General features: G+C 43.1%; 13 protein-coding genes, 3 tRNA genes, 3 rRNA genes and 1 riboswitch. Of the genes, 11 read left to right on the top strand and 8 right to left on the bottom strand.

Annotated elements, in window-relative coordinates; translation table 11 throughout:
• Positions 1-6 precede the first annotated feature (6 nt).
• The gene (locus AC2VOY_RS06485) at positions 7-969 is read right to left on the bottom strand and encodes a LacI family DNA-binding transcriptional regulator (RefSeq protein ID WP_491830472.1); all 963 of its coding nucleotides are present in this window, start codon (positions 967-969) and stop codon (positions 7-9) included.
• A 38-nt stretch (positions 970-1,007) separates the two neighbouring features.
• Positions 1,008-2,120 carry a tRNA (uridine(54)-C5)-methyltransferase TrmA gene (gene trmA / locus AC2VOY_RS06480; protein WP_491830471.1) on the bottom strand — a complete coding sequence of 371 codons (1,113 nt, stop codon included), beginning with the start codon at positions 2,118-2,120 and terminating at the stop codon, positions 1,008-1,010.
• A 123-nt stretch (positions 2,121-2,243) separates the two neighbouring features.
• A riboswitch (cobalamin riboswitch) is annotated at positions 2,244-2,462 on the top strand.
• 41 nt (positions 2,463-2,503) lie between these two features.
• On the opposite strand from trmA, the gene AC2VOY_RS06475 reads away from it, so the two are divergent.
• Positions 2,504-4,348, top strand: coding sequence for a TonB-dependent receptor domain-containing protein (locus AC2VOY_RS06475; RefSeq protein ID WP_491830470.1), 1,845 nt, complete (start codon positions 2,504-2,506; stop codon positions 4,346-4,348).
• 101 nt (positions 4,349-4,449) lie between these two features.
• Entirely contained in the window at positions 4,450-5,262 is an 813-nt protein-coding gene (gene murI, locus AC2VOY_RS06470) for a glutamate racemase (RefSeq protein WP_491830469.1), read from the top strand.
• On the opposite strand, the gene AC2VOY_RS06465 is transcribed toward murI, so the two are convergent.
• Entirely contained in the window at positions 5,234-5,689 is a 456-nt protein-coding gene (locus tag AC2VOY_RS06465) for an RNA recognition motif domain-containing protein (RefSeq protein ID WP_491830468.1), read from the bottom strand. The two genes, murI and AC2VOY_RS06465, sit on opposite strands and share 29 nt — an antisense overlap.
• 810 nt (positions 5,690-6,499) lie before the next feature.
• On the opposite strand from AC2VOY_RS06465, the gene AC2VOY_RS06460 reads away from it, so the two are divergent.
• The 9 genes from AC2VOY_RS06460 to AC2VOY_RS06420 all read left to right on the top strand — a co-directional run bounded on the left by AC2VOY_RS06460 (position 6,500) and on the right by AC2VOY_RS06420 (position 15,699).
• Positions 6,500-8,042, top strand: a 16S ribosomal RNA gene (locus AC2VOY_RS06460).
• A 67-nt stretch (positions 8,043-8,109) separates the two neighbouring features.
• Positions 8,110-8,186: transfer RNA gene (locus AC2VOY_RS06455), tRNA-Ile, on the top strand.
• A 23-nt stretch (positions 8,187-8,209) separates the two neighbouring features.
• Positions 8,210-8,285: transfer RNA gene (locus AC2VOY_RS06450), tRNA-Ala, on the top strand.
• Between the two features lie 304 nt (positions 8,286-8,589).
• Positions 8,590-11,483 (top strand): 23S ribosomal RNA (locus tag AC2VOY_RS06445).
• 134 nt (positions 11,484-11,617) lie between these two features.
• A 5S ribosomal RNA gene (rrf, locus tag AC2VOY_RS06440) occupies positions 11,618-11,733 on the top strand.
• Together the 16S, 23S and 5S rRNA genes with 3 tRNA genes alongside form the textbook arrangement of a ribosomal RNA operon.
• Before the next feature lie 92 nt (positions 11,734-11,825).
• Positions 11,826-11,916 (top strand) — tRNA-Ser (locus AC2VOY_RS06435).
• A gap of 712 nt (positions 11,917-12,628) precedes the next feature.
• On the top strand, positions 12,629-13,627 hold the full coding sequence (locus AC2VOY_RS06430) for an HlyD family secretion protein (RefSeq protein WP_491830467.1): 999 nt from the start codon (positions 12,629-12,631) through the stop codon (positions 13,625-13,627).
• A gap of 27 nt (positions 13,628-13,654) precedes the next feature.
• Positions 13,655-14,584, top strand: a complete 930-nt coding sequence (locus tag AC2VOY_RS06425; RefSeq protein WP_491830465.1) for an ABC transporter ATP-binding protein — start codon at positions 13,655-13,657, stop codon at positions 14,582-14,584.
• Positions 14,585-14,586: 2 nt separating this feature from the next.
• Positions 14,587-15,699, top strand: a complete 1,113-nt coding sequence (locus tag AC2VOY_RS06420) for an ABC transporter permease (protein ID WP_491833034.1) — start codon at positions 14,587-14,589, stop codon at positions 15,697-15,699.
• Positions 15,700-15,755: 56 nt separating this feature from the next.
• Here the strand turns inward: AC2VOY_RS06420 and AC2VOY_RS06415 are convergent, their stop codons facing one another.
• The 5 genes from AC2VOY_RS06415 to AC2VOY_RS06395 all read right to left on the bottom strand — a co-directional run bounded on the left by AC2VOY_RS06415 (position 15,756) and on the right by AC2VOY_RS06395 (position 21,012).
• Positions 15,756-16,529 (bottom strand): iron ABC transporter ATP-binding protein, encoded by a 774-nt coding sequence (locus tag AC2VOY_RS06415; protein ID WP_491830464.1) that lies wholly within the window; start codon positions 16,527-16,529, stop codon positions 15,756-15,758.
• Between the two features lie 12 nt (positions 16,530-16,541).
• On the bottom strand, positions 16,542-17,489 hold the full coding sequence (locus tag AC2VOY_RS06410; protein ID WP_491830463.1) for an iron chelate uptake ABC transporter family permease subunit: 948 nt from the start codon (positions 17,487-17,489) through the stop codon (positions 16,542-16,544).
• The gene (locus AC2VOY_RS06405) at positions 17,482-18,444 is read right to left on the bottom strand and encodes an ABC transporter permease (protein ID WP_491830462.1); all 963 of its coding nucleotides are present in this window, start codon (positions 18,442-18,444) and stop codon (positions 17,482-17,484) included. Before AC2VOY_RS06405 ends, AC2VOY_RS06410 begins: the two co-directional genes overlap by 8 nt.
• 205 nt (positions 18,445-18,649) lie before the next feature.
• The gene (locus tag AC2VOY_RS06400) at positions 18,650-19,591 is read right to left on the bottom strand and encodes a siderophore ABC transporter substrate-binding protein (protein WP_491830461.1); all 942 of its coding nucleotides are present in this window, start codon (positions 19,589-19,591) and stop codon (positions 18,650-18,652) included.
• A gap of 245 nt (positions 19,592-19,836) precedes the next feature.
• Positions 19,837-21,012, bottom strand: a complete 1,176-nt coding sequence (locus tag AC2VOY_RS06395; RefSeq protein ID WP_491830460.1) for a heme biosynthesis HemY N-terminal domain-containing protein — start codon at positions 21,010-21,012, stop codon at positions 19,837-19,839.
• Positions 21,013-21,014 lie beyond the last annotated feature (2 nt).

Here is a 21,014-nt window from a genome sequence, read left to right as displayed (position 1 = left end):
CTTAAGTTAAATTTGTGAGCTTTCTCGTACTTTTAATTCAAATTCGCCATGCAAAGGTAGGAAATCTTGCTTGATGATCTTTTCGACCGCTTGGTAGCCCATTTCATAATAGTTAAAGGCCACACTGGTTAGGCTAGGAACGAGCAGGTCGCTATATTCATAATCACCAATCCCTGCGACCCAGAGATCTTGACCTATTTTAAGACCTTGGCTTTTCGCGCAGCGGTATAAACGAATGGCAATATTGTCGGTCGCGCAAAAGTAGATATGATTCTTTTGTAGCATAAGGTCTTGATAGCTTTGCTTATCTTCGGAATCACACAGAGGGTGAGGCATAAATTTATAGCTGGCGAAATCTTGCGCCATTAATTGATTAAATAGCTGAGTACGGCCGGAGAGCATACGCTCGTCATAGATATAGCAAATTCCAGAAATCTGTGCTTGTTTGGCAATAAGCGTATCTAGCGTGCAATGGATAAGCTTAGAGATGGCTTCGGTTTCTGGATAGATAAGCGAGCATTTATTTGGCATATCCTTGCCAATAAAGACTAAATTATCAAGGTGTTGATAGAACTCTTCCTGAATACTGTGACGTGAGGGAATAAGAATAGTACCTAACGCATTTAAGCCGTAAAACTCTCGCACTGCTTGGCACTCTGAGTCATGGCTAAAGCCTGTTGCATGAAACAGCATACTGGCTTGATGCTTATTGGCTGCAGCAAGCGCACCTTTGATCACTCGGCTTGTGGTATAAGAATCAATTCTTGGCGCCACAAAGCCGATGATATTGGATTGACTGCGAATGGAGCGTGCAAACTTGTTGGGTACATAGTGGTGCTCTTTCACTATGGTATCGATTTTTTGACGGTTATCTTCTGAAACATAGCCACCATTAAAGTAGCGCGAAACCGTCATTTTTGAGATCCCAAGCTGCCTTGAGATTTCTGCCATAGTGATTTTTTGAGCCATATTTACTTCACTTCTATTATGTATATCAACAAGAAAAACTACTTCGCAATACGCTCAAGGAAAACACCTGCTTCCATATGATGCGTAAATGGGAATTGATCAAACAATGCAAAACGCGTCACTTTATGCGTCTTAGATAAAATATCTAAGTTATCTTTTAAGGTTTCAGGGTTACACGAAATATACATAATACGCTCATAACCTTGAACCATTTTACAGGTTTCTTCATCCATGCCTGCACGAGGTGGATCAACAAAGATGGTGTTGCAATTGTAGCTTTGTAAGTCGACATTTGCGTCTTTTAAGCGGCGAAACTCGCGCTTGCCTTGCATCGCATCAGTAAAGTCTTCTGCAGACATACGAATGATTTGCACATTGTCGATTTTATTCGCTTGAATATTGTATTGCGCAGAATCAACGGAAGGTTTTGCCAGTTCTGTCGCTAAGACGCGCTCAAAGTTTTGTGCTAGGGCTAAAGAGAAGTTGCCATTACCACAATAAAGCTCAAGTAAATCACCTTGGCTTTGCTTGGTGCAATCGACGGCCCACTCAAGCATTTTTTGCGCAACAAAAGCGTTAGGTTGAGTGAAGCTATTTTCTACTTGTTGGTAGATATACTCTTGGCCATGAACATTGAGCTTTTCAACTACATATTCTTGATCCATGACGATTTTCATTTTGCGCGCACGGCCGATGATATTGAGTTTAAAGCCTTGCGCATTAAGTGTATCTTTGAGCTCACGGGCTTTTTCTTCCCATTGGCTATCCAGTTGACGGTGATATAAAAGAGAAACCAAAATCTCACCACTTAAAGTCGAAAGGAAATCAACTTGGAAGAGCTTACGGCGCAGCGTATCGTCAACTTTAATCAAGTCCACCAGTTTTGGCATAAGTTCGTTAATCAAAGCACTTGCAGCAGGGAATTGATCAATGCGGTATTTCTCACGCGTTGCTTGATCAAACATGATGTAATACATGTCCTCACCTTCATGCCAAATACGAAATTCAGCGCGCATGCGGTAATGCTTTTCAGGAGAGGTATAAACTTGCAGCTCTGGCATCTCAATATGTGAGAAAATATCTTGGATACGTGTAATTTTTTCATCAAGTTGCGCTTGGTAGCCTGCGGCTGTGTATGCTGTGCTGGTCAAAGGTGTGCCTTTATTTCTAATGGATTCATAGTTTGCTTCAGATGAGGCTATATTAAAGCATGTCCATCTATATATAAAGCGTTGCAAGGCTACCAGTAAGTCTAGACATCTAGAATGCTATATATTAAGCTTATCCTCGCTGGTGTTATATGCAAATTTTTAGCATAAAACTAAAAGGGAATTTGGTGAGAATCCAAAACTGACGCGCAGCGGTAATAAGAACGAAACCTAATACCAAGTAAGGTATCAACACACTGTCTTGATGATGGGAAGTGGAGGGAGTAGGCGAAAGTTCGCTTTCATGCTTTAAGTCCGAATACCTGCCAGTAACTGTTTACCCAAGTGTTGGGTATATCGATATTCTCGCGATTTAGGATGAACAAATGAAAAGATCCCCTCTAGCGGCCATAATCGGCACGCTTGTTTTGCCGTGCGCCATTTTTACCCCACATGTTTATGCGCAAGACGATGACCAAGTCACTGAAACACTTACCGTTACCGCAAGCCAAAGAACAGCGCCTGTTACCAATAAAATTGCGCCAGTCGTGACGGTTGATAAAGAACAAATCCAAAAACTCCAAGCGACAAGCTTAGTTGAAGTCTTACGCACTCTACCTGGTGTTCAGTTTTATCAACAAGGCAGCAATGGCTCGTCTGCGCGTGTCTTAGTTCGCGGGAGTGACCAAGTTCTATTCTTACTCAATGGTGTGCGTCTGGGAAGTGGTTCACTTGGTTATAGCGATCCAAACCAAATCCCACTAACAGGCATTCAGCGCATCGAATACATTCGTGGTGCGCGCGCTGCTATTTATGGCGCGGATGCGAGTGCTGGGGTGTTTAATATCATTACTACGCCAACCGATAAACAAAGCCACTCTCGTTTAGCCATTTCAGGCGGTAAGGATGGTTATCAATCTTATCAAGTGGGGACGACCCAACATTTTAATGATAAGTATTGGGTTAATTTTGATACCCGTTATACCAAAGATGATGGTTTTGATGCGTTTCAAGATTACGACGCTGATGATGATGGTTATGAAAATTCAGATGTCGTCGCAGAAATTGGGGCAGATTTGAATGACAACTGGCAAGCTCGAGTTGGTGGTACTTATCACAAAGGTCGAACTGAGTATGATGCTGATGCATTTAATAATGGCGCGCGTAACGTTACTGAAAATCACAACATTTATGGCAAATTAAGCTATCAAGATCAAGATTTTGCTTCTGAGCTTACACTGGCTCAAACGCGTGATTCAATGACAGATAATATCTACAATTCTAAATTCCAAACCGATCGTTTGTTTTTTGGGCTGCGCAATAATTGGCAGTTTGATCCCGTCCAATCTGTAGGTTTTGGCTACGAATATTATAATGATGACTTATCTGATTCAGATACAGGATCTGACTGGGGCAGTGGCACAAAATACGATGAAGATGAGCGCTATAACTCGTCGGGTTATTTGACCTATGCGTATGATGATAGAATCTACCAGCTTGAAGCGAGCTTACGCTATGATGATAACGAGCAATTCGGTGATAAAACTACTTGGCAAGTCGGCGCAGGCTGGCAATTCTTGCCGGATTATCGCTTAACCGCAAATGCAGGAACTGGTTTCAAGGCTCCGACCTTTAATGATTTATATTACCCAGGGTTTGCGAATCCTGATTTAGAAGCAGAAGAGTCGACGAGTTATGAAGTGGCTTTGGAAGCTGAATATGCATGGCTGAATTGGCGTTTAGCTGGTTTTTATCAAGATATTGATAATCGTATTACTTGTCAGAGTGAATTCTCAACTTGTAGTAATGATGATGTCGAATACCAAGGTGTGGAGTTAGCCGCAAGCTTTATGACAGGTGATATTAGCCATGACTTTAGCTATGAGTATTTAGATCCTGAAGATAAAAATACAGGCAAAATGCCTATTCGCTTAGCAAGGCATAATCTGAAGTGGTCAGCTTCTTACCCGATTAACAATTGGCTATTGGGTATGGATTACTTTTATCGCAGCAAGTCGTATGATTCTTATTATAATTCGACCTCTTATTCAACTTCTACAGTTAAGCTAGATTCATATTCGTTAGTTAACCTACGTGCAAGTTACGCCTTTGATTCTGGAGTGACTTTAGCTGGGCGTTTAGAAAACGTATTGGATGACGATTATGAAACAGTCGCGCATTACAATACTCAAGGGATTAGCTATTACGCTACGCTAAGTTATGACTTCTAAAGTTATGAGTACTTGAAAAGCAGACAAAGCTTAATCTAGGCAATAAGATAAAGAATGCGTTATGATTTAGCTCTTAACGCATTTTTTATAAAGGTAGTCTTGTGTCAAACGTAAGCCTTGCGGCAAATATTTTAGTTTTTGATTCTGGCGTCGGTGGCTTGTCTGTATTTAAAGAAATCAAACAGCTCTTGCCGAATGAAAATTATATCTATTTATTTGATAACCAAGGCTACCCTTATGGCGAGCTCGATCCCAAGGTTCTAATTGAGCGCGTCAATCAGCTTATCTTGAATTTAACCAAGCTGCATGCAATTGATCTTGTTGTGATTGCATGTAACACAGCTAGTACCATTGTCCTACCATCACTGCGTAAGAACCTTTCTATACCTGTTGTTGGAGTCGTGCCAGCTATTAAACCTGCGGCAGCTATCAGCCAAAAAGCACTTGCCCTTATAGCTACACCTGCAACTGTTCAACGAGACTACACCAAACAACTTATTCATTCATTTTGCCCACAGCAAGAGGTTTTGCTCGTTGGTTCGACGCGCTTAGTCATGATGGCAGAAGATAAGTTACGACATAAAGCGGTTGATATGGCTGAGTTAGGGTTAATTTTAGAGCCTTTACGAAACAAGATAGATGTGGCGGTATTAGGTTGTACCCATTTCCCACTATTAGCTGATGAGATTCAGGTTATTTTAGGGGATGAGGTGACGCTGGTGGATTCGGGCGCTGCAATTGCAAGGCGAGTGGCTTCTTTATTGAGTCAAAAGCAAGGCTTGCATGAGTGTAGGAGTGAAACTAGTTACCCTATATATGCAAGTGCGACACCTTGGGAAGATGCCGCACTTGAAGTTAGTTTAAAGTCTTTAGGATTTGATTCGATTAAACATCTTCCGCTGCGCCGTGTTTAGGCTCATTGGCAACTCGTACTTTTAAGGTACGCTGTAGATATTCTTTCTCATTGAGCGCGGTAATGATTGCTTCTGCATCACGCTGCGCGACAACAACAAAACCAAACCCACGTCTTTTACCTGTACGCTTGTCTTTCATTAAGCGTACAGCGTCGACATGACCATATTCAGAAAATAAGCTCATCACTTCTTGTTCGCCAGCTTTATACGGTAGGTTACCTACATATAAAGTTTGGAGTTCAGTGTCATTTGCTTCGTTAGTTTCTTCCGATGTGGCTGTAGAAAAAGTGGTTGCAAGGATAATAGTGGTGACCACAATACCGAGAAGAAAGCTAACCATTGGTGGCGTATTTGGTAAGAGGGTAAAGATCCCGCTACCAATAATGGCATAGCCCGTGAGCCATAAAATTGATTTTTTTGAGTTCATAAATAAAAGCTACTTAGAGTGGATAAAAAGAGAATTCGCCATACATTAACAATATGGATACATAGATATTACTTTTTATTGAGTTTTTTTTCCAGTTGTATATAAAAACAACAAAGAGATTTTATTAAAATTGCTTTTTTTAGGGCATTAATTAGATCTTTTCGATGAATCTATCTTTTTATGACTTTGCAATATGAAGCGTGTCACTTTATCACGAAGCTAAAGCAACTCAAATACATCTAAAATCGATTGTTATTTATACGCTTTGTTTGGTTTTTGATTGCATTTTAATCACTCGGCAAAAAAGTTTAAAAAAACTCAAAAAAACACTTGTCAGCTTTTAAAAACTCCCTATAATGCGCACTCACTGACACGGCGGACTGCTTCGAAAAGCAAGAAGTTAAAGCTAGGTAACTAGCTAAGTGTTAGCGGTTATTTCACTCTTTTAAGGGTGAGCGAAAAAACTTTAAAAAAGTGTTTGACACTTTGAAATGATTCGCTAAAATAGCCGCCCTGTTCAGAGAGATTTATATCTTACTGAGCAAGCTCTTTAACAATTTAAACCTATCAATCTGTGTGGGCACTCGTTGATTGTACGATTAGACTTCTTAGTTTACTAAGAGTCAAAATTTCAATGAACTAGTGACCAAATCGAGATTTCTTATCGTTTTACGATATAGAAAACTTGGCACAGTCAATTCATTATCTTTCTGTTGGAAAGATAATAGCTTTAGAATTACATCTTATCTTCGGGTAAGAATTAGTTTTGAAGTCAGTATTCATTGAGCTTGTCGAAAGACACAAAATCTTAAATTGAAGAGTTTGATCATGGCTCAGATTGAACGCTGGCGGCAGGCCTAACACATGCAAGTCGAGCGGAAACGAGAAGGTGCTTGCACCTTCGGCGTCGAGCGGCGGACGGGTGAGTAATGCATAGGAAATTGCCCTAATGTGGGGGATAACTATTGGAAACGATAGCTAATACCGCATAATGCCTTCGGGCCAAAGCAGGGGACCTTCGGGCCTTGCGCGTTAGGATATGCCTATGTGGGATTAGCTAGTTGGTGAGGTAATGGCTCACCAAGGCGACGATCCCTAGCTGGTCTGAGAGGATGATCAGCCACACTGGGACTGAGACACGGCCCAGACTCCTACGGGAGGCAGCAGTGGGGAATATTGCACAATGGGCGAAAGCCTGATGCAGCCATGCCGCGTGTATGAAGAAGGCCTTCGGGTTGTAAAGTACTTTCAGTTGTGAGGAAGGTAGCGTAGCTAATAACTGCGTTGCTTGACGTTAGCAACAGAAGAAGCACCGGCTAACTCCGTGCCAGCAGCCGCGGTAATACGGAGGGTGCGAGCGTTAATCGGAATTACTGGGCGTAAAGCGCATGCAGGTGGTTTGTTAAGTCAGATGTGAAAGCCCGAGGCTCAACCTCGGAACTGCATTTGAAACTGGCAGGCTAGAGTACTGTAGAGGGGGGTAGAATTTCAGGTGTAGCGGTGAAATGCGTAGAGATCTGAAGGAATACCAGTGGCGAAGGCGGCCCCCTGGACAGATACTGACACTCAGATGCGAAAGCGTGGGGAGCAAACAGGATTAGATACCCTGGTAGTCCACGCCGTAAACGATGTCTACTTGGAGGTTGTGGCCTTGAGCCGTGGCTTTCGGAGCTAACGCGTTAAGTAGACCGCCTGGGGAGTACGGTCGCAAGATTAAAACTCAAATGAATTGACGGGGGCCCGCACAAGCGGTGGAGCATGTGGTTTAATTCGATGCAACGCGAAGAACCTTACCTACTCTTGACATCTACAGAACTTAGCAGAGATGCTTTGGTGCCTTCGGGAACTGTAAGACAGGTGCTGCATGGCTGTCGTCAGCTCGTGTTGTGAAATGTTGGGTTAAGTCCCGCAACGAGCGCAACCCTTATCCTTGTTTGCCAGCACGTAATGGTGGGAACTCCAGGGAGACTGCCGGTGATAAACCGGAGGAAGGTGGGGACGACGTCAAGTCATCATGGCCCTTACGAGTAGGGCTACACACGTGCTACAATGGCGCATACAGAGGGCAGCCAACTTGCGAAAGTGAGCGAATCCCAAAAAGTGCGTCGTAGTCCGGATTGGAGTCTGCAACTCGACTCCATGAAGTCGGAATCGCTAGTAATCGTGGATCAGAATGCCACGGTGAATACGTTCCCGGGCCTTGTACACACCGCCCGTCACACCATGGGAGTGGGCTGCAAAAGAAGTAGGTAGTTTAACCTTCGGGAGGACGCTTACCACTTTGTGGTTCATGACTGGGGTGAAGTCGTAACAAGGTAGCCCTAGGGGAACCTGGGGCTGGATCACCTCCTTATACGAAAGTGCATAGATGAGTGTTCACACAGATTGATATGGTTTATAGATAAAGAGATTCCAATGATGGGTCTGTAGCTCAGCTGGTTAGAGCGCTCGCCTGATAAGCGGGAGGTCGGTGGTTCAAGTCCACTCAGACCCACCAATCATTGAAAATACTTCTAAGATGGGGCTATAGCTCAGCTGGGAGAGCGCCTGCCTTGCACGCAGGAGGTCTGCGGTTCGATCCCGCATAGCTCCACCATCTTTAAGTATTCTTATTAAGAATCTTTAAAAATGGTTCAATTAGAAATATTTGAATCTGCTCTTTAACAATTTGGAAAGCTGACGAAATAATAAATTTCAATTTTTATTATTTCACCAAAAGTTCTCAATCTTATCTTTTAAGATAAGTAAACAAACACACATTTAAGTGTCTTGGCGTTTAATTACTAAGTAATTAAACGTATCTATTGAGTCCGGCAATCGATATTTAGATTAACCCTCTAAATATCAAAAACAAATCTTATTTGTTTGGTATATAACACTAAAACTTTTTAGGGTTGTATGGTTAAGTGAATAAGCGTACACGGCGAATGCCTTGGCAGTCAGAGGCGATGAAGGACGTATTAACTTGCGATAAGCCCAGATTAGGTAGTAAAAACCACTTGAGTCTGGGATTTCCGAATGGGGAAACCCACATGCATAAGCATGTATCATTAACTGAATACATAGGTTAATGAGGCGAACCGGGGGAACTGAAACATCTAAGTACCCCGAGGAGAAGAAATCAACCGAGATTCTGAAAGTAGCGGCGAGCGAAATCGGATTAGCCCTTAAGCTTTTGATGAGGCAGGTGAACAAGCTGGAAAGCTTGGCGATACAGGGTGATAGCCCCGTAACCAACACCTCATAATCAGTGAAATCGAGTAAGGCGGGGCACGTGAAACCTTGTCTGAACATGGGGGGACCATCCTCCAAGGCTAAATACTACTGACTGACCGATAGTGAACCAGTACCGTGAGGGAAAGGCGAAAAGAACCCCTGTGAGGGGAGTGAAATAGAACCTGAAACCGTGTACGTACAAGCAGTAGGAGCACCTTCGTGGTGTGACTGCGTACCTTTTGTATAATGGGTCAGCGACTTATATTTAGTAGCAAGGTTAACCGTTTAGGGGAGCCGTAGGGAAACCGAGTCTTAACTGGGCGTCGAGTTGCTAGGTATAGACCCGAAACCAGGTGATCTAGCCATGGGCAGGTTGAAGGTTGAGTAACATCAACTGGAGGACCGAACCGACTAATGTTGAAAAATTAGCGGATGACTTGTGGCTAGGGGTGAAAGGCCAATCAAACCTGGAGATAGCTGGTTCTCCCCGAAAGCTATTTAGGTAGCGCCTCGGATGAATACTACTGGGGGTAGAGCACTGTTAAGGCTAGGGGGTCATCCCGACTTACCAACCCTTTGCAAACTCCGAATACCAGTAAGTACTATCCGGGAGACACACGGCGGGTGCTAACGTCCGTCGTGGAGAGGGAAACAACCCAGACCGCCAGCTAAGGTCCCAAATTATAGCTAAGTGGGAAACGATGTGGGAAGGCTAAAACAGCTAGGATGTTGGCTTAGAAGCAGCCATCATTTAAAGAAAGCGTAATAGCTCACTAGTCGAGTCGGCCTGCGCGGAAGATGTAACGGGGCTAAGCTATAAACCGAAGCTGCGGCTGCATATTCTTACGAATATGCGGGGTAGGGGAGCGTTCTGTAAGCCGTTGAAGGTGGTCTGTAAGGGCTGCTGGAGGTATCAGAAGTGCGAATGCTGACATGAGTAACGATAAAGGGAGTGAAAAACTCCCTCGCCGGAAGACCAAGGGTTCCTGTCCAACGTTAATCGGGGCAGGGTAAGTCGACCCCTAAGGCGAGGCAGAAATGCGTAGTCGATGGGAAACGGGTTAATATTCCCGTACTTCTTACAATTGCGATGGGGGGACGGAGAAGGCTAGGTGGGCCTGGCGATGGTTGTCCAGGTTCAAGTGCGTAGGCTAATTTCTTAGGTAAATCCGGGAAATTGTTAGGCTGAGACACGACGTCGAGCACCCAAGGGTGTGAAGTCATTGATGCCATGCTTCCAGGAAAAGCCTCTAAGCTTCAGATTGTAAGGAATCGTACCCCAAACCGACACAGGTGGTCGGGTAGAGAATACCAAGGCGCTTGAGAGAACTCGGGTGAAGGAACTAGGCAAAATGGTACCGTAACTTCGGGAGAAGGTACGCTCTTAGCGGTGATGAGACTTGCTCTCTAAGCTGCCGAGAGTCGCAGATACCAGGTGGCTGCAACTGTTTATTAAAAACACAGCACTGTGCAAAATCGTAAGATGACGTATACGGTGTGACGCCTGCCCGGTGCCGGAAGGTTAATTGATGGGGTTAGACTTCGGTCGAAGCTCTTGATCGAAGCCCCGGTAAACGGCGGCCGTAACTATAACGGTCCTAAGGTAGCGAAATTCCTTGTCGGGTAAGTTCCGACCTGCACGAATGGCGTAATGATGGCCACGCTGTCTCCACCCGAGACTCAGTGAAATTGAAATCGCTGTGAAGATGCAGTGTACCCGCGGCTAGACGGAAAGACCCCGTGAACCTTTACTACAGCTTGGCACTGAACATTGACCCTACATGTGTAGGATAGGTGGGAGACTTTGAAGCGCAGTCGCTAGATTGCGTGGAGTCAACCTTGAAATACCACCCTTGTATGCTTGATGTTCTAACTTAGCCCCATTATCTGGGGTGAGGACAGTGCCTGGTGGGTAGTTTGACTGGGGCGGTCTCCTCCCAAAGAGTAACGGAGGAGCACGAAGGTGGGCTAATCACGGTTGGACATCGTGAGGTTAGTGCAATGGCATAAGCCCGCTTGACTGCGAGAATGACAATTCGAGCAGGTGCGAAAGCAGGTCATAGTGATCCGGTGGTTCTGAATGGAAGGGCCATCGCTCAACGGATAAAAGGTACTCCGGGGATAACAGGCTGATACCGCCCAAGAGTTCATATCGACGGCGGTGTTTGGCACCTCGATGTCGGCTCATCACATCCTGGGGCTGAAGTCGGTCCCAAGGGTATGGCTGTTCGCCATTTAAAGTGGTACGCGAGCTGGGTTTAGAACGTCGTGAGACAGTTCGGTCCCTATCTGCCGTGGGCGTTGGAAGATTGAAGGGGGCTGCTCCTAGTACGAGAGGACCGGAGTGGACGAACCTCTGGTGTTCGGGTTGTCATGCCAATGGCATTGCCCGGTAGCTAAGTTCGGAATCGATAACCGCTGAAAGCATCTAAGCGGGAAGCGAGCCCTAAGATGAGTCTTCCCTGGCACTTTAAGTGTCCTAAAGGGTTGTTCGAGACTAGAACGTTGATAGGCAGGGTGTGTAAGCGTTGTGAGGCGTTGAGCTAACCTGTACTAATTGCCCGTGAGGCTTAACCATACAACACCTAAAAAGTTTTGTAGTTGGATTGAATAGAAACACTTGAATGTAGTGTTAGAGAATTTTTTCTTTAAAAAGAAATAGCAGCTTTCCGAATTATTATTTAACGTGAAACGTTAAATAAAAAGAATTTACTTGGCGACCATAGCATTATGGACCCACCTGATCCCATGCCGAACTCAGAAGTGAAACGTAATAGCGCCGATGGTAGTGTGGGGTTTCCCCATGTGAGAGTAGGACATCGCCAGGTTCTTATAATTGTTTTCAGATTTTTAATAAAAATCTAAAAGCAAAATAATCAATAAAGCAAATTAGTAAGACTTTATTGAGTAAAAAATTAGTGGAGAGATGGCTGAGTGGTCGAAAGCACCGGTCTTGAAAACCGGCAACCGTTAATAGCGGTTCTAGGGTTCAAATCCCTATCTCTCCGCCACTATTGAAGAAAGCCCTTGTCGAAAGACAAGGGCTTTTTTTATATCTATATGTTTTGAAAAACATTTGTATTTATTTATGAGAGTTAAACTAATTGGCTTGGAATACTAGAAAGAACAGAATACTAACGATCACACATAAAGCAATAAGAAGCTTATGCTCCGCACTATCTGCCTGTTTCCAGTAATTAGAAATAAAGTTAAACATAACTAAACCTCCTTGCGTTAGAATCCGATATAATTATAGAAAATTTAAACAAAAAAAATGTGACGGATTAAACAAAATTATTTAAATACCTTCAATACAAAGCAGTGATTTACTCCCTATCAATGGCTGTTATATACCTTAAAACTAACCTTCCAGAACTAGAAAGTGCTTAACTGGTATTTCAAACTAATTGTTAAAACGCCCAATAATTAGATTATTCACTAGGATCCCCTGAATTAAATACCAAAGCTGAGTGAATAGTATTGGTTAAGTTACAACCTACTTAGATTTGCAATCCAGATCCCAACCCGTTATTTAAATTCAGAATTTAATGTTATTCCATATCCTGATGATGTTAAGTTTGAAATAGGTTATGCCATGTTTTATCGTCAAGCGGATAGAGCGAATCCAATTCATCGTTTTTTAAAAGAAAATATTTCGCAAGCGATGCAAATGGTGAAAACTTCTCAAGTTTAACCATGAGATCCTATCAGGAGGGACTTATAATGGTACAAAGGCGCTTGCATCATTCTTATATCCTTATACTGATGCTGAGCATTTCAAGTGCTTTACTTGGTTGCCAACCTCAAGATAAATTACGTGCGCAAGGAACATTGGAGCGAGATCGCATTAGCTTAACCGCGCCTAGCGCTGAAATCATCACTCAACTTGCTGCTAGAGAAGGGGATAAGGTGAAATCTGGTGATCTTTTATTGCAATTAGACACCCGTAAGCAAAAAGCAAAACTAGCCCAAGCGATTGCTGCCAAGCACAAAGCCGAAGTTTATTTAAAACAAATGCTTAACGGTGAACGGGCTCAAGATATTGCAGCTGCGAAGGCTAACTATGAAAGTCTGCAAGCTAAGTTGATTGATGCGAAAAAGAATTATCAACGGATACTTAGTTTAAGCCAGAAAAATTTAGCCTCCAAATCCGAACGAGACAGCGCCAAAGCTGAGCAAGATGCAGCTCAAGCGGATTATCAAGCAGCATTGCAAAATTGGCAAAAGCTTAATCAGGGGTATCGGGTTGAAGAAATTGAACAAGCGCAAGCAGACCTAGCAGCGCAAGAGGCAAATCTAGCATTAGAGCAAGCTGTGCTTGATGAGTTAAGTATTCGCGCCACACGTGATGCCCGTTTAGACTCATTGCCATATCATCAAGGTGAACGAGTTTCTGCTGGCAGCATTGTCGCGATTTTGCAAGCAGATAGCGCGCCTTATGCCCGAGTCTATATTCCTGAGCCAGCCTTAGCCCATTTCTCTATTGGTCAGTCCTACCCAGTTTATATTGATGGCGTTGCATCGCCGCTGCAAGCCAAGGTGCGTTGGTATTCGCGTGAGCCAAGCTTTACCCCTTATCGCAATATGAGTGAGGAAGATCGGGCTCGCTTAGTTTACTTAGCTGAGTTGGCGTTACCAAGATCTGCGAATGAGTTTGCAGTCGGCGTGCCTTTATATGTCGACCTCACTCAAGCGACAAATGCTTCAGACTCTCGTGACTAAAGATCCTCGTGACTAAAGGTACCCGTGATGGCTAAAGATCAAAGCGTGATTTACGCGCAAAACCTACATAAGAAATTTGCTGATTTTAGCGCCCTCAAAGACGTTTGCTTGGATGTGAAGCAAGGTGAAATTTATGGATTTCTTGGGCCCAATGGGTGTGGCAAATCGACTTTAATTCGCTGTTTAACTGGTCTACTGGCGCCGACTCAAGGTCAGGTTGAGGTTTTGGGTCACCATGTTCCAAACCAAGCCGATGCGCTACGTTTAAAGATTGGCTATATGACGCAAAAATTCTCTTTATATGAGTCATTAAGCGTCAGTGAGAATTTAGACTTTATCGGGCAAATCTTTGGGTTGAGAGGAAAGGCGCTTTTATCTCGCAAGCAAACCCAGATGCAACTTTATAATTTAGAGTCTATGGCAACTCAAATCGTCTCTGGAATGAGCGGCGGACAAAAGCAGCGTTTGGCACTGGCTTGTGCGACCATGCATCGACCTGAGCTTTTATTTTTAGATGAACCCACCTCGGCGGTTGATCCTGAAAACAGACGTGATTTTTGGGAAAAACTATTTGATTTGAGCGAGCAAGGCACCACCATTCTTGTCACGACGCATTATATGGATGAAGCGGAGCGTTGCCATCGTCTGGCGATTATGCAATCTGGTGAGATTCGTGCTAATGACACCCCAGAGGCGCTGATGGCGCAAATGAAAGTTAATATTGTTGAAATACAGGCGATAAATTTAAGGGGTCTAAAGCAACGTCTGTTACAGACTCAAGCTGTGTATTCTGCCGCCCAACTTGGCATACGCTTGCGGGTGTTAATCGATCAAAAAATTGCCGACCCAATCGCTTGGTTAAAAGCACATGAGCCGAGCCTTCATTCTGCCAAATTAGAGATAGTTCGGCCTACACTTGAGGATGTATTTGTTAGCGTAACGGGAGAAAAGCAATGAATATGCTCGCTTTTTACCGTATTAAAGCCATGATAAACAAAGAATTTAAACAGCTATCTAGGGATCGTATTACCTTTGCGATGATCATAATGATCCCTCTGATCCAGTTGTTACTTTTTGGTTACGCGATTAATCTAAATGTTCGGCATATTCCGGTTGGGGTGTTGGATCATAGCCAAAGCTATGCAAGCCGCACCGTGCTTGAAGATATTAAGCAAACCCAAGTGGTAGACGTAGTTGATGCTTTTACTAACGCTCAAGATGCGCAGCAGGCTTTGCAATCAGGAGAGGTGCGCGCAGTGTTGATTTTGCCACAAGATATGCTGCAACGCTTCGAGCAAGGTCGCGTATTAGGTCAGTGGCTGATTGATGGTTCAGATGCTGCGGTGAGCGCTTCTTTACTCGCTTTAGAAGACTTTCCTTTTCGTTTGAATCCTAAAAATATCGCGCCGCATGTTAAAACCGCCCAGTCGGATGCAAGTTTTGCGATGACCTTGCTGTATAACCCAAGTCGCAAGTCTTCAACTAGCATTATTCCGGGCTTAATCGGGGTGATTTTAACTATGACCACGGTTTTGTTTACCAGTATTGCGATTGCGAAAGAAAGGGAACAAGGCAACTTTGAGCTATTAATCACGACGCCGATTCGCCCATTGGAAATTATGCTCGCTAAAATTTTACCCTATATTTTAATTGGTTTGATTCAGGTATCGATCTTGCTCTTTTTAGGCTCAGTATTATTTAATATGCCAATCAATGGACCTTTAGGGCAGGTGTATTGCGTGGCGCTATTGTTTATTTGTGCCAGTTTGTCGCTGGGTTTGATTATCTCGACTTTGGCGAAGACTCAGCTGCAAGCCGTACAACTCACTTTATTTATTTTATTACCTTCGATTTTATTATCTGGTTTTATGTTTCCATATGAGGGGATGCCAGTGGCGGCGCAATGGCTAGCCGAAGCAATACCTATGACGCATTTTGTGCGTATGATTCGAGGAGTTATCTTACGTGGCGCAGATATATGGGATTTGTATAAGGATGCGCTATGGTTGGCTGGATTTACGCTTTTTGGGATAGCTTTTGCAGCGATAAGGTTTAACAAGTCTTTAGATTAAAGATGCCTTCTTCTTGGCTTTGAGTTACATAGAAGAAGGCATTGAATTAGAACTTTTTAATTTTGTGGCAATAACTGATAGTGCATACAGATGCGTTGACCATCCACTTCTTTAATTTTAAATGGGATCTCATAAATTTCACTAAGCACATCTTCTTGGATCACATCCACAACCTTGCCTTGTTTAATCACTTCACCTTGCTTCATTGCTACTATGTTGTCGGAATAACAGGAAGCAAAATTAATATCATGAATCACGATAATCACGGCTTTTTTATGATCGTGGGCAAGGTGGCGAATACTCGACATAATTTCAACCGAGTGCTTAATATCTAGGTTATTTAACGGCTCATCTAAAAACACATAATCTGTATCTTGGGCCACAACCATAGCGATAAATGCCATTTGTCGTTGACCACCACTGAGCTCATCAATAAATTTATCTTGAATATGTGCAATCCCAAGACGATCCAATGCTTTATCTATCTTTTGGTTATCTTCTGCGGTTAAACGGCCTTTAGAGTGAGGAAAGCGCCCAAAAGCAACCAATTCTCGCACGCTAAAGCGCATATTGACTTGGTTGGATTGGCGCAATACAGATAGGTGCTTGGCAAGCTCGCTAGTCTCCCAATCCGCCAGTGGCTTATCTGCAATATGCACTTGCCCCATGTCTGATTCAGTTAGGCGACTTGCCATTGAAAGTAAAGTACTTTTACCCGCACCATTGGGACCGATAATTGCCGTCACTTCTCCAAGCGGGAAAAGCGTACTTGCATCTTTGACGACAAATTTTTGGTTATATTTTTTACTTAAATTATCAATTTTAATCATTACAGACTCTTTTTATATTTTTTGTCGAACAAGTAACAACAAGAAGTAACTGCCGCCAACAAGGTTAATCAGAACGCTTAAGGTGGTACCAAAATCAAGCAGATGCTCGACGACCCATTGACCAAAAATCAAAAAGCTCACGGCAACTAAACTGCTTGCCAGCATTAAGGTTTGGTGGCGATAAGAGATAAATACCTGACGCGTCACTGCGACCACAATTAAGCCAAAAAATAGCACAGGGCCGACTAAAGCGGTCGAGATGGCGATTAAGAGTGACACCAAAAGCATGATTTGCAGCATCAGCTTTTGCGTATTGATACCTAAGCTCTTGGCATTATCTTCACCGAGCCACATCACATCGAGTTTGTGGCAGAAGCGATATAAGAGATAGGCACAAAGCAGCAGCGGAATAATGCTTAAATACACCAATTCGCTTTTAATATTATTAAAACTTGCAAACATAGCAGCTTGAATCGCCGTGAACTCATTTGGATCGATTAACAAGGTAAAGAAGTTCGTTACGCTGCCAAATAAGCTACTTAAAATCACACCAATTAAGAGTAAGTTAAAGATGTTGGCGTTCGGACGACGAAAGTAAAAACGGAATAAGAGCATGGCTAGAGCCGTCATCAAGACAGTCGAAAGCGCAAAGTTTATTCGTGTATCACTAATCAGAGGGTGCAGACTGCCAAAACTCACCACAAGCAGTACTTGGATCAGTACATATAAGGAATCAAAACCTAAGATTGACGGGGTTAAGATTCGGTTATTGGTAATGGTTTGGAACACCAGTGATGACATTGCAATCGCAATTGCAGCAAGCACTAAGGCAATAATTTTCGGCCCGCGTTTAGATAAGAAATATTCATAATTATCTAAGGTTAAGCCTTGGAATAAGAAATAACAGATAAAAAGGCCACTAAAGACAGCCAATAGGATGATTTTATTACGATCACGCATTTGATTTATCCTTTAAAACTAGGTGGATAAAAATACAACCGCCAAAGATGCTGATCACCATAGAGATGGGCACTTCATATGGGAAGATGATAAGTCGACCTAAGATGTCGCAAGCAAGCACTAACATGGCGCCAAGATAAGCCACCCAAGGTAGGTTGCGGCGCATATTATCACCCATAAAAATCGCAACTAGGTTTGGAATAATCAGTCCTAAGAAAGGGATCACGCCGACAATCATGACGACAGTGGCAGAAAGTATCGCGACGATCATAACGCCGATAAAGACGATTTTTTGATAATCCAAGCCGATGTTTTTCGCAAAGCTTTCGCCCATGCTGGCGGCGCTAAACTGGCTTGCATAGTAGTAGGCAAAACAAGCGACTGGTAAGGCTAAATATAAGAACTCATAGTTGCCTTGCAAGACGGAGGCAAAGTTTGCGACTGTCCATGAAGACATGGTTTGCACGAGATCGTATTTGTAGGCTAAGAAGACGGTTAAGGCAGAAACGACGTTGCCGTACATGATACCGATAAGGGGCACTAAAACTGTATTTTTAAATTGTAGGCTTTGCAAAAAGCGCACGAATATTAAAGTACCGACAACGGCAAAGGTGAAGATTAGCCCAAGGTGTACCCATTGGCTCATGCCGCCTGCCCAGATCAAGCTGATGATGTAGCCAAGAACAGCGCAATCCAGTGTTCCTGTGGTTGATGGCGCAGCAAAACGGTTTTGGACAATTTGCTGCATGATAAGCCCGGCGATACTTAACCCTGCCCCTGCAAGCAAAATTGCCAGCAAACGTGGAACGCGGCTGGCAATTAGAATTGTTTGAGCATGAGAGTCTCCAGAAAAGAGTTGACTGACGTGAAGATCAGCAACGCCTATGGTTAAGGAGAGGGCACTCAGTAAGAGTAGTAGCACAATGGCTATGATGTGCTTGGAAGTTGAATTCATAATGAGGACGTTTTTTATTGTTATTTATGAATAAAGCCATTTGCACTGAATCATTCCACAAAGATGCTCGCGCCATCCTTTGTCGCTATAACTTATACATCCATATATAAGTTATCTTTGTTCCATGATACCAGTACAAATGACCTTGAGTTGAATCATAAAGTTGGCATAAAGCTAACCAAGTCTATATATCCAAGGGGATAACTCAGCTCTCAGGTTGGAAAAGCTGCGCAACGTCTTGGATCATTTTATTGGTTGATTGGAAACCACCTGCACTTAGATACCAAGCGTTTGAGTCAAGGAAGACAACTCGGTTCGCTTCAGCGGCTGGTGTTGTATCAACTAATGGATTGGTGAAAAGCTTTTTCGCATTACCAGAACTGCGGCCAATTGCTTGTTCACGATCTAAAATTAACATTGCATCAGGTTTTGCATTGGCGATGTATTCAAATGAGATCAGGTTGCCATGAGAGCCTGTTGGCTTTACATCTGGCGCTGCTTGCGCTGGGGTTAGGCCAAACTCATCAAACACAACAGAGAAACGACTGTTCTCACCAAAGAGTGCAAGCTTGTTACCATTGTTCATGATTAACAAAGTCTTAAGTGGGTGCTCTTGAGCCTGCTGATGTAGCTTGGCAATGTTTTGGTTGGTTTGCTCGATAAGCTTTTCAACTTCTGCTTCTTTATCGAAGATTTTACCAACGCTGCGCCAGTGTGCTTGCGTTGTTGCCCAATAATCTTGATCATCGATTACAAACATATAAGTTGGTGCGATCTCTTCAAGTTCATCATACACATCAATTTGGCGACCTTCACCGATAATCAGATCGGGTTTTAGAGTGTAAATGGTTTCAAAGTTAGGTTCTTTGGCGCTGCCAGAGTTGGTGTAAGTATCGGCTTTATATTTTGCAAGGTAGTCCGGCAGTAGGGCTTGCGGCATCGCGATAGGGTCGATATTTAGCGCATCAAGCAAGTCTAAACTGCCTTGGCCTAGCACCACAACACGCTCAGGCACTGCATCGATTTTGGTTTCACCTAAAGAATGTTTATAAGTTTCAGCGTTCGCCTGAAAAGCGGCGCCTAAGATAAGTGAGCTAAGAAGAAGTTTTTTAGCGGATTGTACAAATTGAGATTGAGAAAGCTTCATGATCGTCCTTGTAAAATTGATCTAGATCAAAGTAAATCTAAATGAGATTTATTATTAGTCGCATTAGAGTATCAATTTTTTGAAAAGGATCAAGCAAAGACTTGTATAGAAATGTAAAGTGCGATCTGGGCATAAAAAAACACCATGTTGAAAGCTTAAATATTCAGCCTAACATGGTGTTTTATAGGGTTAAATTTAATTTTAAAAACGCTATTTAAGCGAGTAATTTAACCGAAATAATTGAATTAGCTAACCAAGCTAAGTGCTTTGCGTGAAAGCTCAGCAGCTTCTTTGGTTTTATTTTGTTTCTCAAGTGTGATCACCAATGCGCGATAGTTCTCAACGCTTGATTCAAGTGCTAATGATTTTTCAAATGCTTGCTCTGCTTCTTGCCACTTTTCAGCTTGCATATAGAGATGACCAAGTGCGGCATATTTTGCAGCAGTTTCGCCATAGCGAGAGATGTTCTTCTCAACCATTTGCACTGCAGGGTGTGCATCAGCAAGGGCTAAGCTACCCAATAGTTTGAAGTATAAATCTTTTGGCTCTGACTTAATCGCATCACGTAAAATGATGTAAGCTTCTGAGTGACCTTGATTTGCAGCAAGCTGGTGAACAATTGCTTCAACCATTTGTGGGTCTTGTTTTTGTTTCTTCGGCAAATATCCCCAAAACCTTACGAGACCTTCAACGCCTTCTGTTTCGCCAGCTTCAAGCATCAAACCTTGTTTGGCTTGATAGAAGAGGTTAGCAGATTCATCATTTGTGATGACTTGGCGTTTTTGTAGCTTAGGCAGAAGCTCTTCTAGCTTCTTCCAGCGCGGAATATTGATATAAGTCTCTTTAAGCAGATTTAAAATCACCAAGTTTGTAGGGTGCTCATTGTTTAACTCTTCTAATAAATCACATGCACGTACATACTCACGGTTACGGATATATTGTTTGGCTTGAGTGAGCTCAATTGCTAGGTTGTTACCATTTTGCTCTTTCGCAAGGGCTAAATACTCATCACGCTTATTTGTGTCGCCCATGCCTTGCGCAGCTTCTGAGGCAATAAGGTAAGGCAGTAGTGGCGTATCATGATAATTTGCCCAACGTGTGGCTTTCTTCTCAGCAGCTTTCCAATCACCTTCAAGTAGCTTCACCATTGCCTCATTGGTATTACGTAATGAGTGGTTATGCTTACGGTTAGAGAACCAGTTAAAGGTTTTGGAGCTCGCGCTAAGTAGCTTTTTAAGAATAAATTCAATCAAAAGCAAGACGGCAAATAAAACAACGATACTTAGCACAAGTGTCACGACACTCATTTCTAAGGTATAACCTGCCATTGAGATAATCGCATAGCCTTGCTCGCCACTAAAGCTAGTGCCGACATATAAGCCGAGTGCGAGAAAAGCAAAAATAAAGATAATTCGAAACATTT

The sequence above is a fragment of the Vibrio sp. KMM 9700 genome (assembly GCF_058545285.1).
The sequence above is the reverse complement of the archived record's forward strand: the minus strand, read 5'-3'. Positions and strand labels throughout refer to the sequence as shown.

Bases quoted from the DNA above. Each gene is read 5' to 3' on its own strand.
- AC2VOY_RS06485 (WP_491830472.1), bottom strand. From the start codon at position 969: ATGGCTCAAAAAATCACTATGGCAGAAATCTCAAGGCAGCTTGGGATC.
- AC2VOY_RS06475 (WP_491830470.1), top strand. From the start codon at position 2,504: ATGAAAAGATCCCCTCTAGCGGCCATAATCGGCACGCTTGTTTTGCCG.
- AC2VOY_RS06465 (WP_491830468.1), bottom strand. From the start codon at position 5,689: ATGAACTCAAAAAAATCAATTTTATGGCTCACGGGCTATGCCATTATT.
- AC2VOY_RS06430 (WP_491830467.1), top strand. From the start codon at position 12,629: ATGGTACAAAGGCGCTTGCATCATTCTTATATCCTTATACTGATGCTG.
- AC2VOY_RS06425 (WP_491830465.1), top strand. From the start codon at position 13,655: ATGGCTAAAGATCAAAGCGTGATTTACGCGCAAAACCTACATAAGAAA.
- AC2VOY_RS06420 (WP_491833034.1), top strand. From the start codon at position 14,587: ATGCTCGCTTTTTACCGTATTAAAGCCATGATAAACAAAGAATTTAAA.
- AC2VOY_RS06415 (WP_491830464.1), bottom strand. From the start codon at position 16,529: ATGATTAAAATTGATAATTTAAGTAAAAAATATAACCAAAAATTTGTC.
- AC2VOY_RS06410 (WP_491830463.1), bottom strand. From the start codon at position 17,489: ATGCGTGATCGTAATAAAATCATCCTATTGGCTGTCTTTAGTGGCCTT.
- AC2VOY_RS06405 (WP_491830462.1), bottom strand. From the start codon at position 18,444: ATGAATTCAACTTCCAAGCACATCATAGCCATTGTGCTACTACTCTTA.
- AC2VOY_RS06400 (WP_491830461.1), bottom strand. From the start codon at position 19,591: ATGAAGCTTTCTCAATCTCAATTTGTACAATCCGCTAAAAAACTTCTT.
- AC2VOY_RS06395 (WP_491830460.1), bottom strand. From the start codon at position 21,012: ATGTTTCGAATTATCTTTATTTTTGCTTTTCTCGCACTCGGCTTATAT.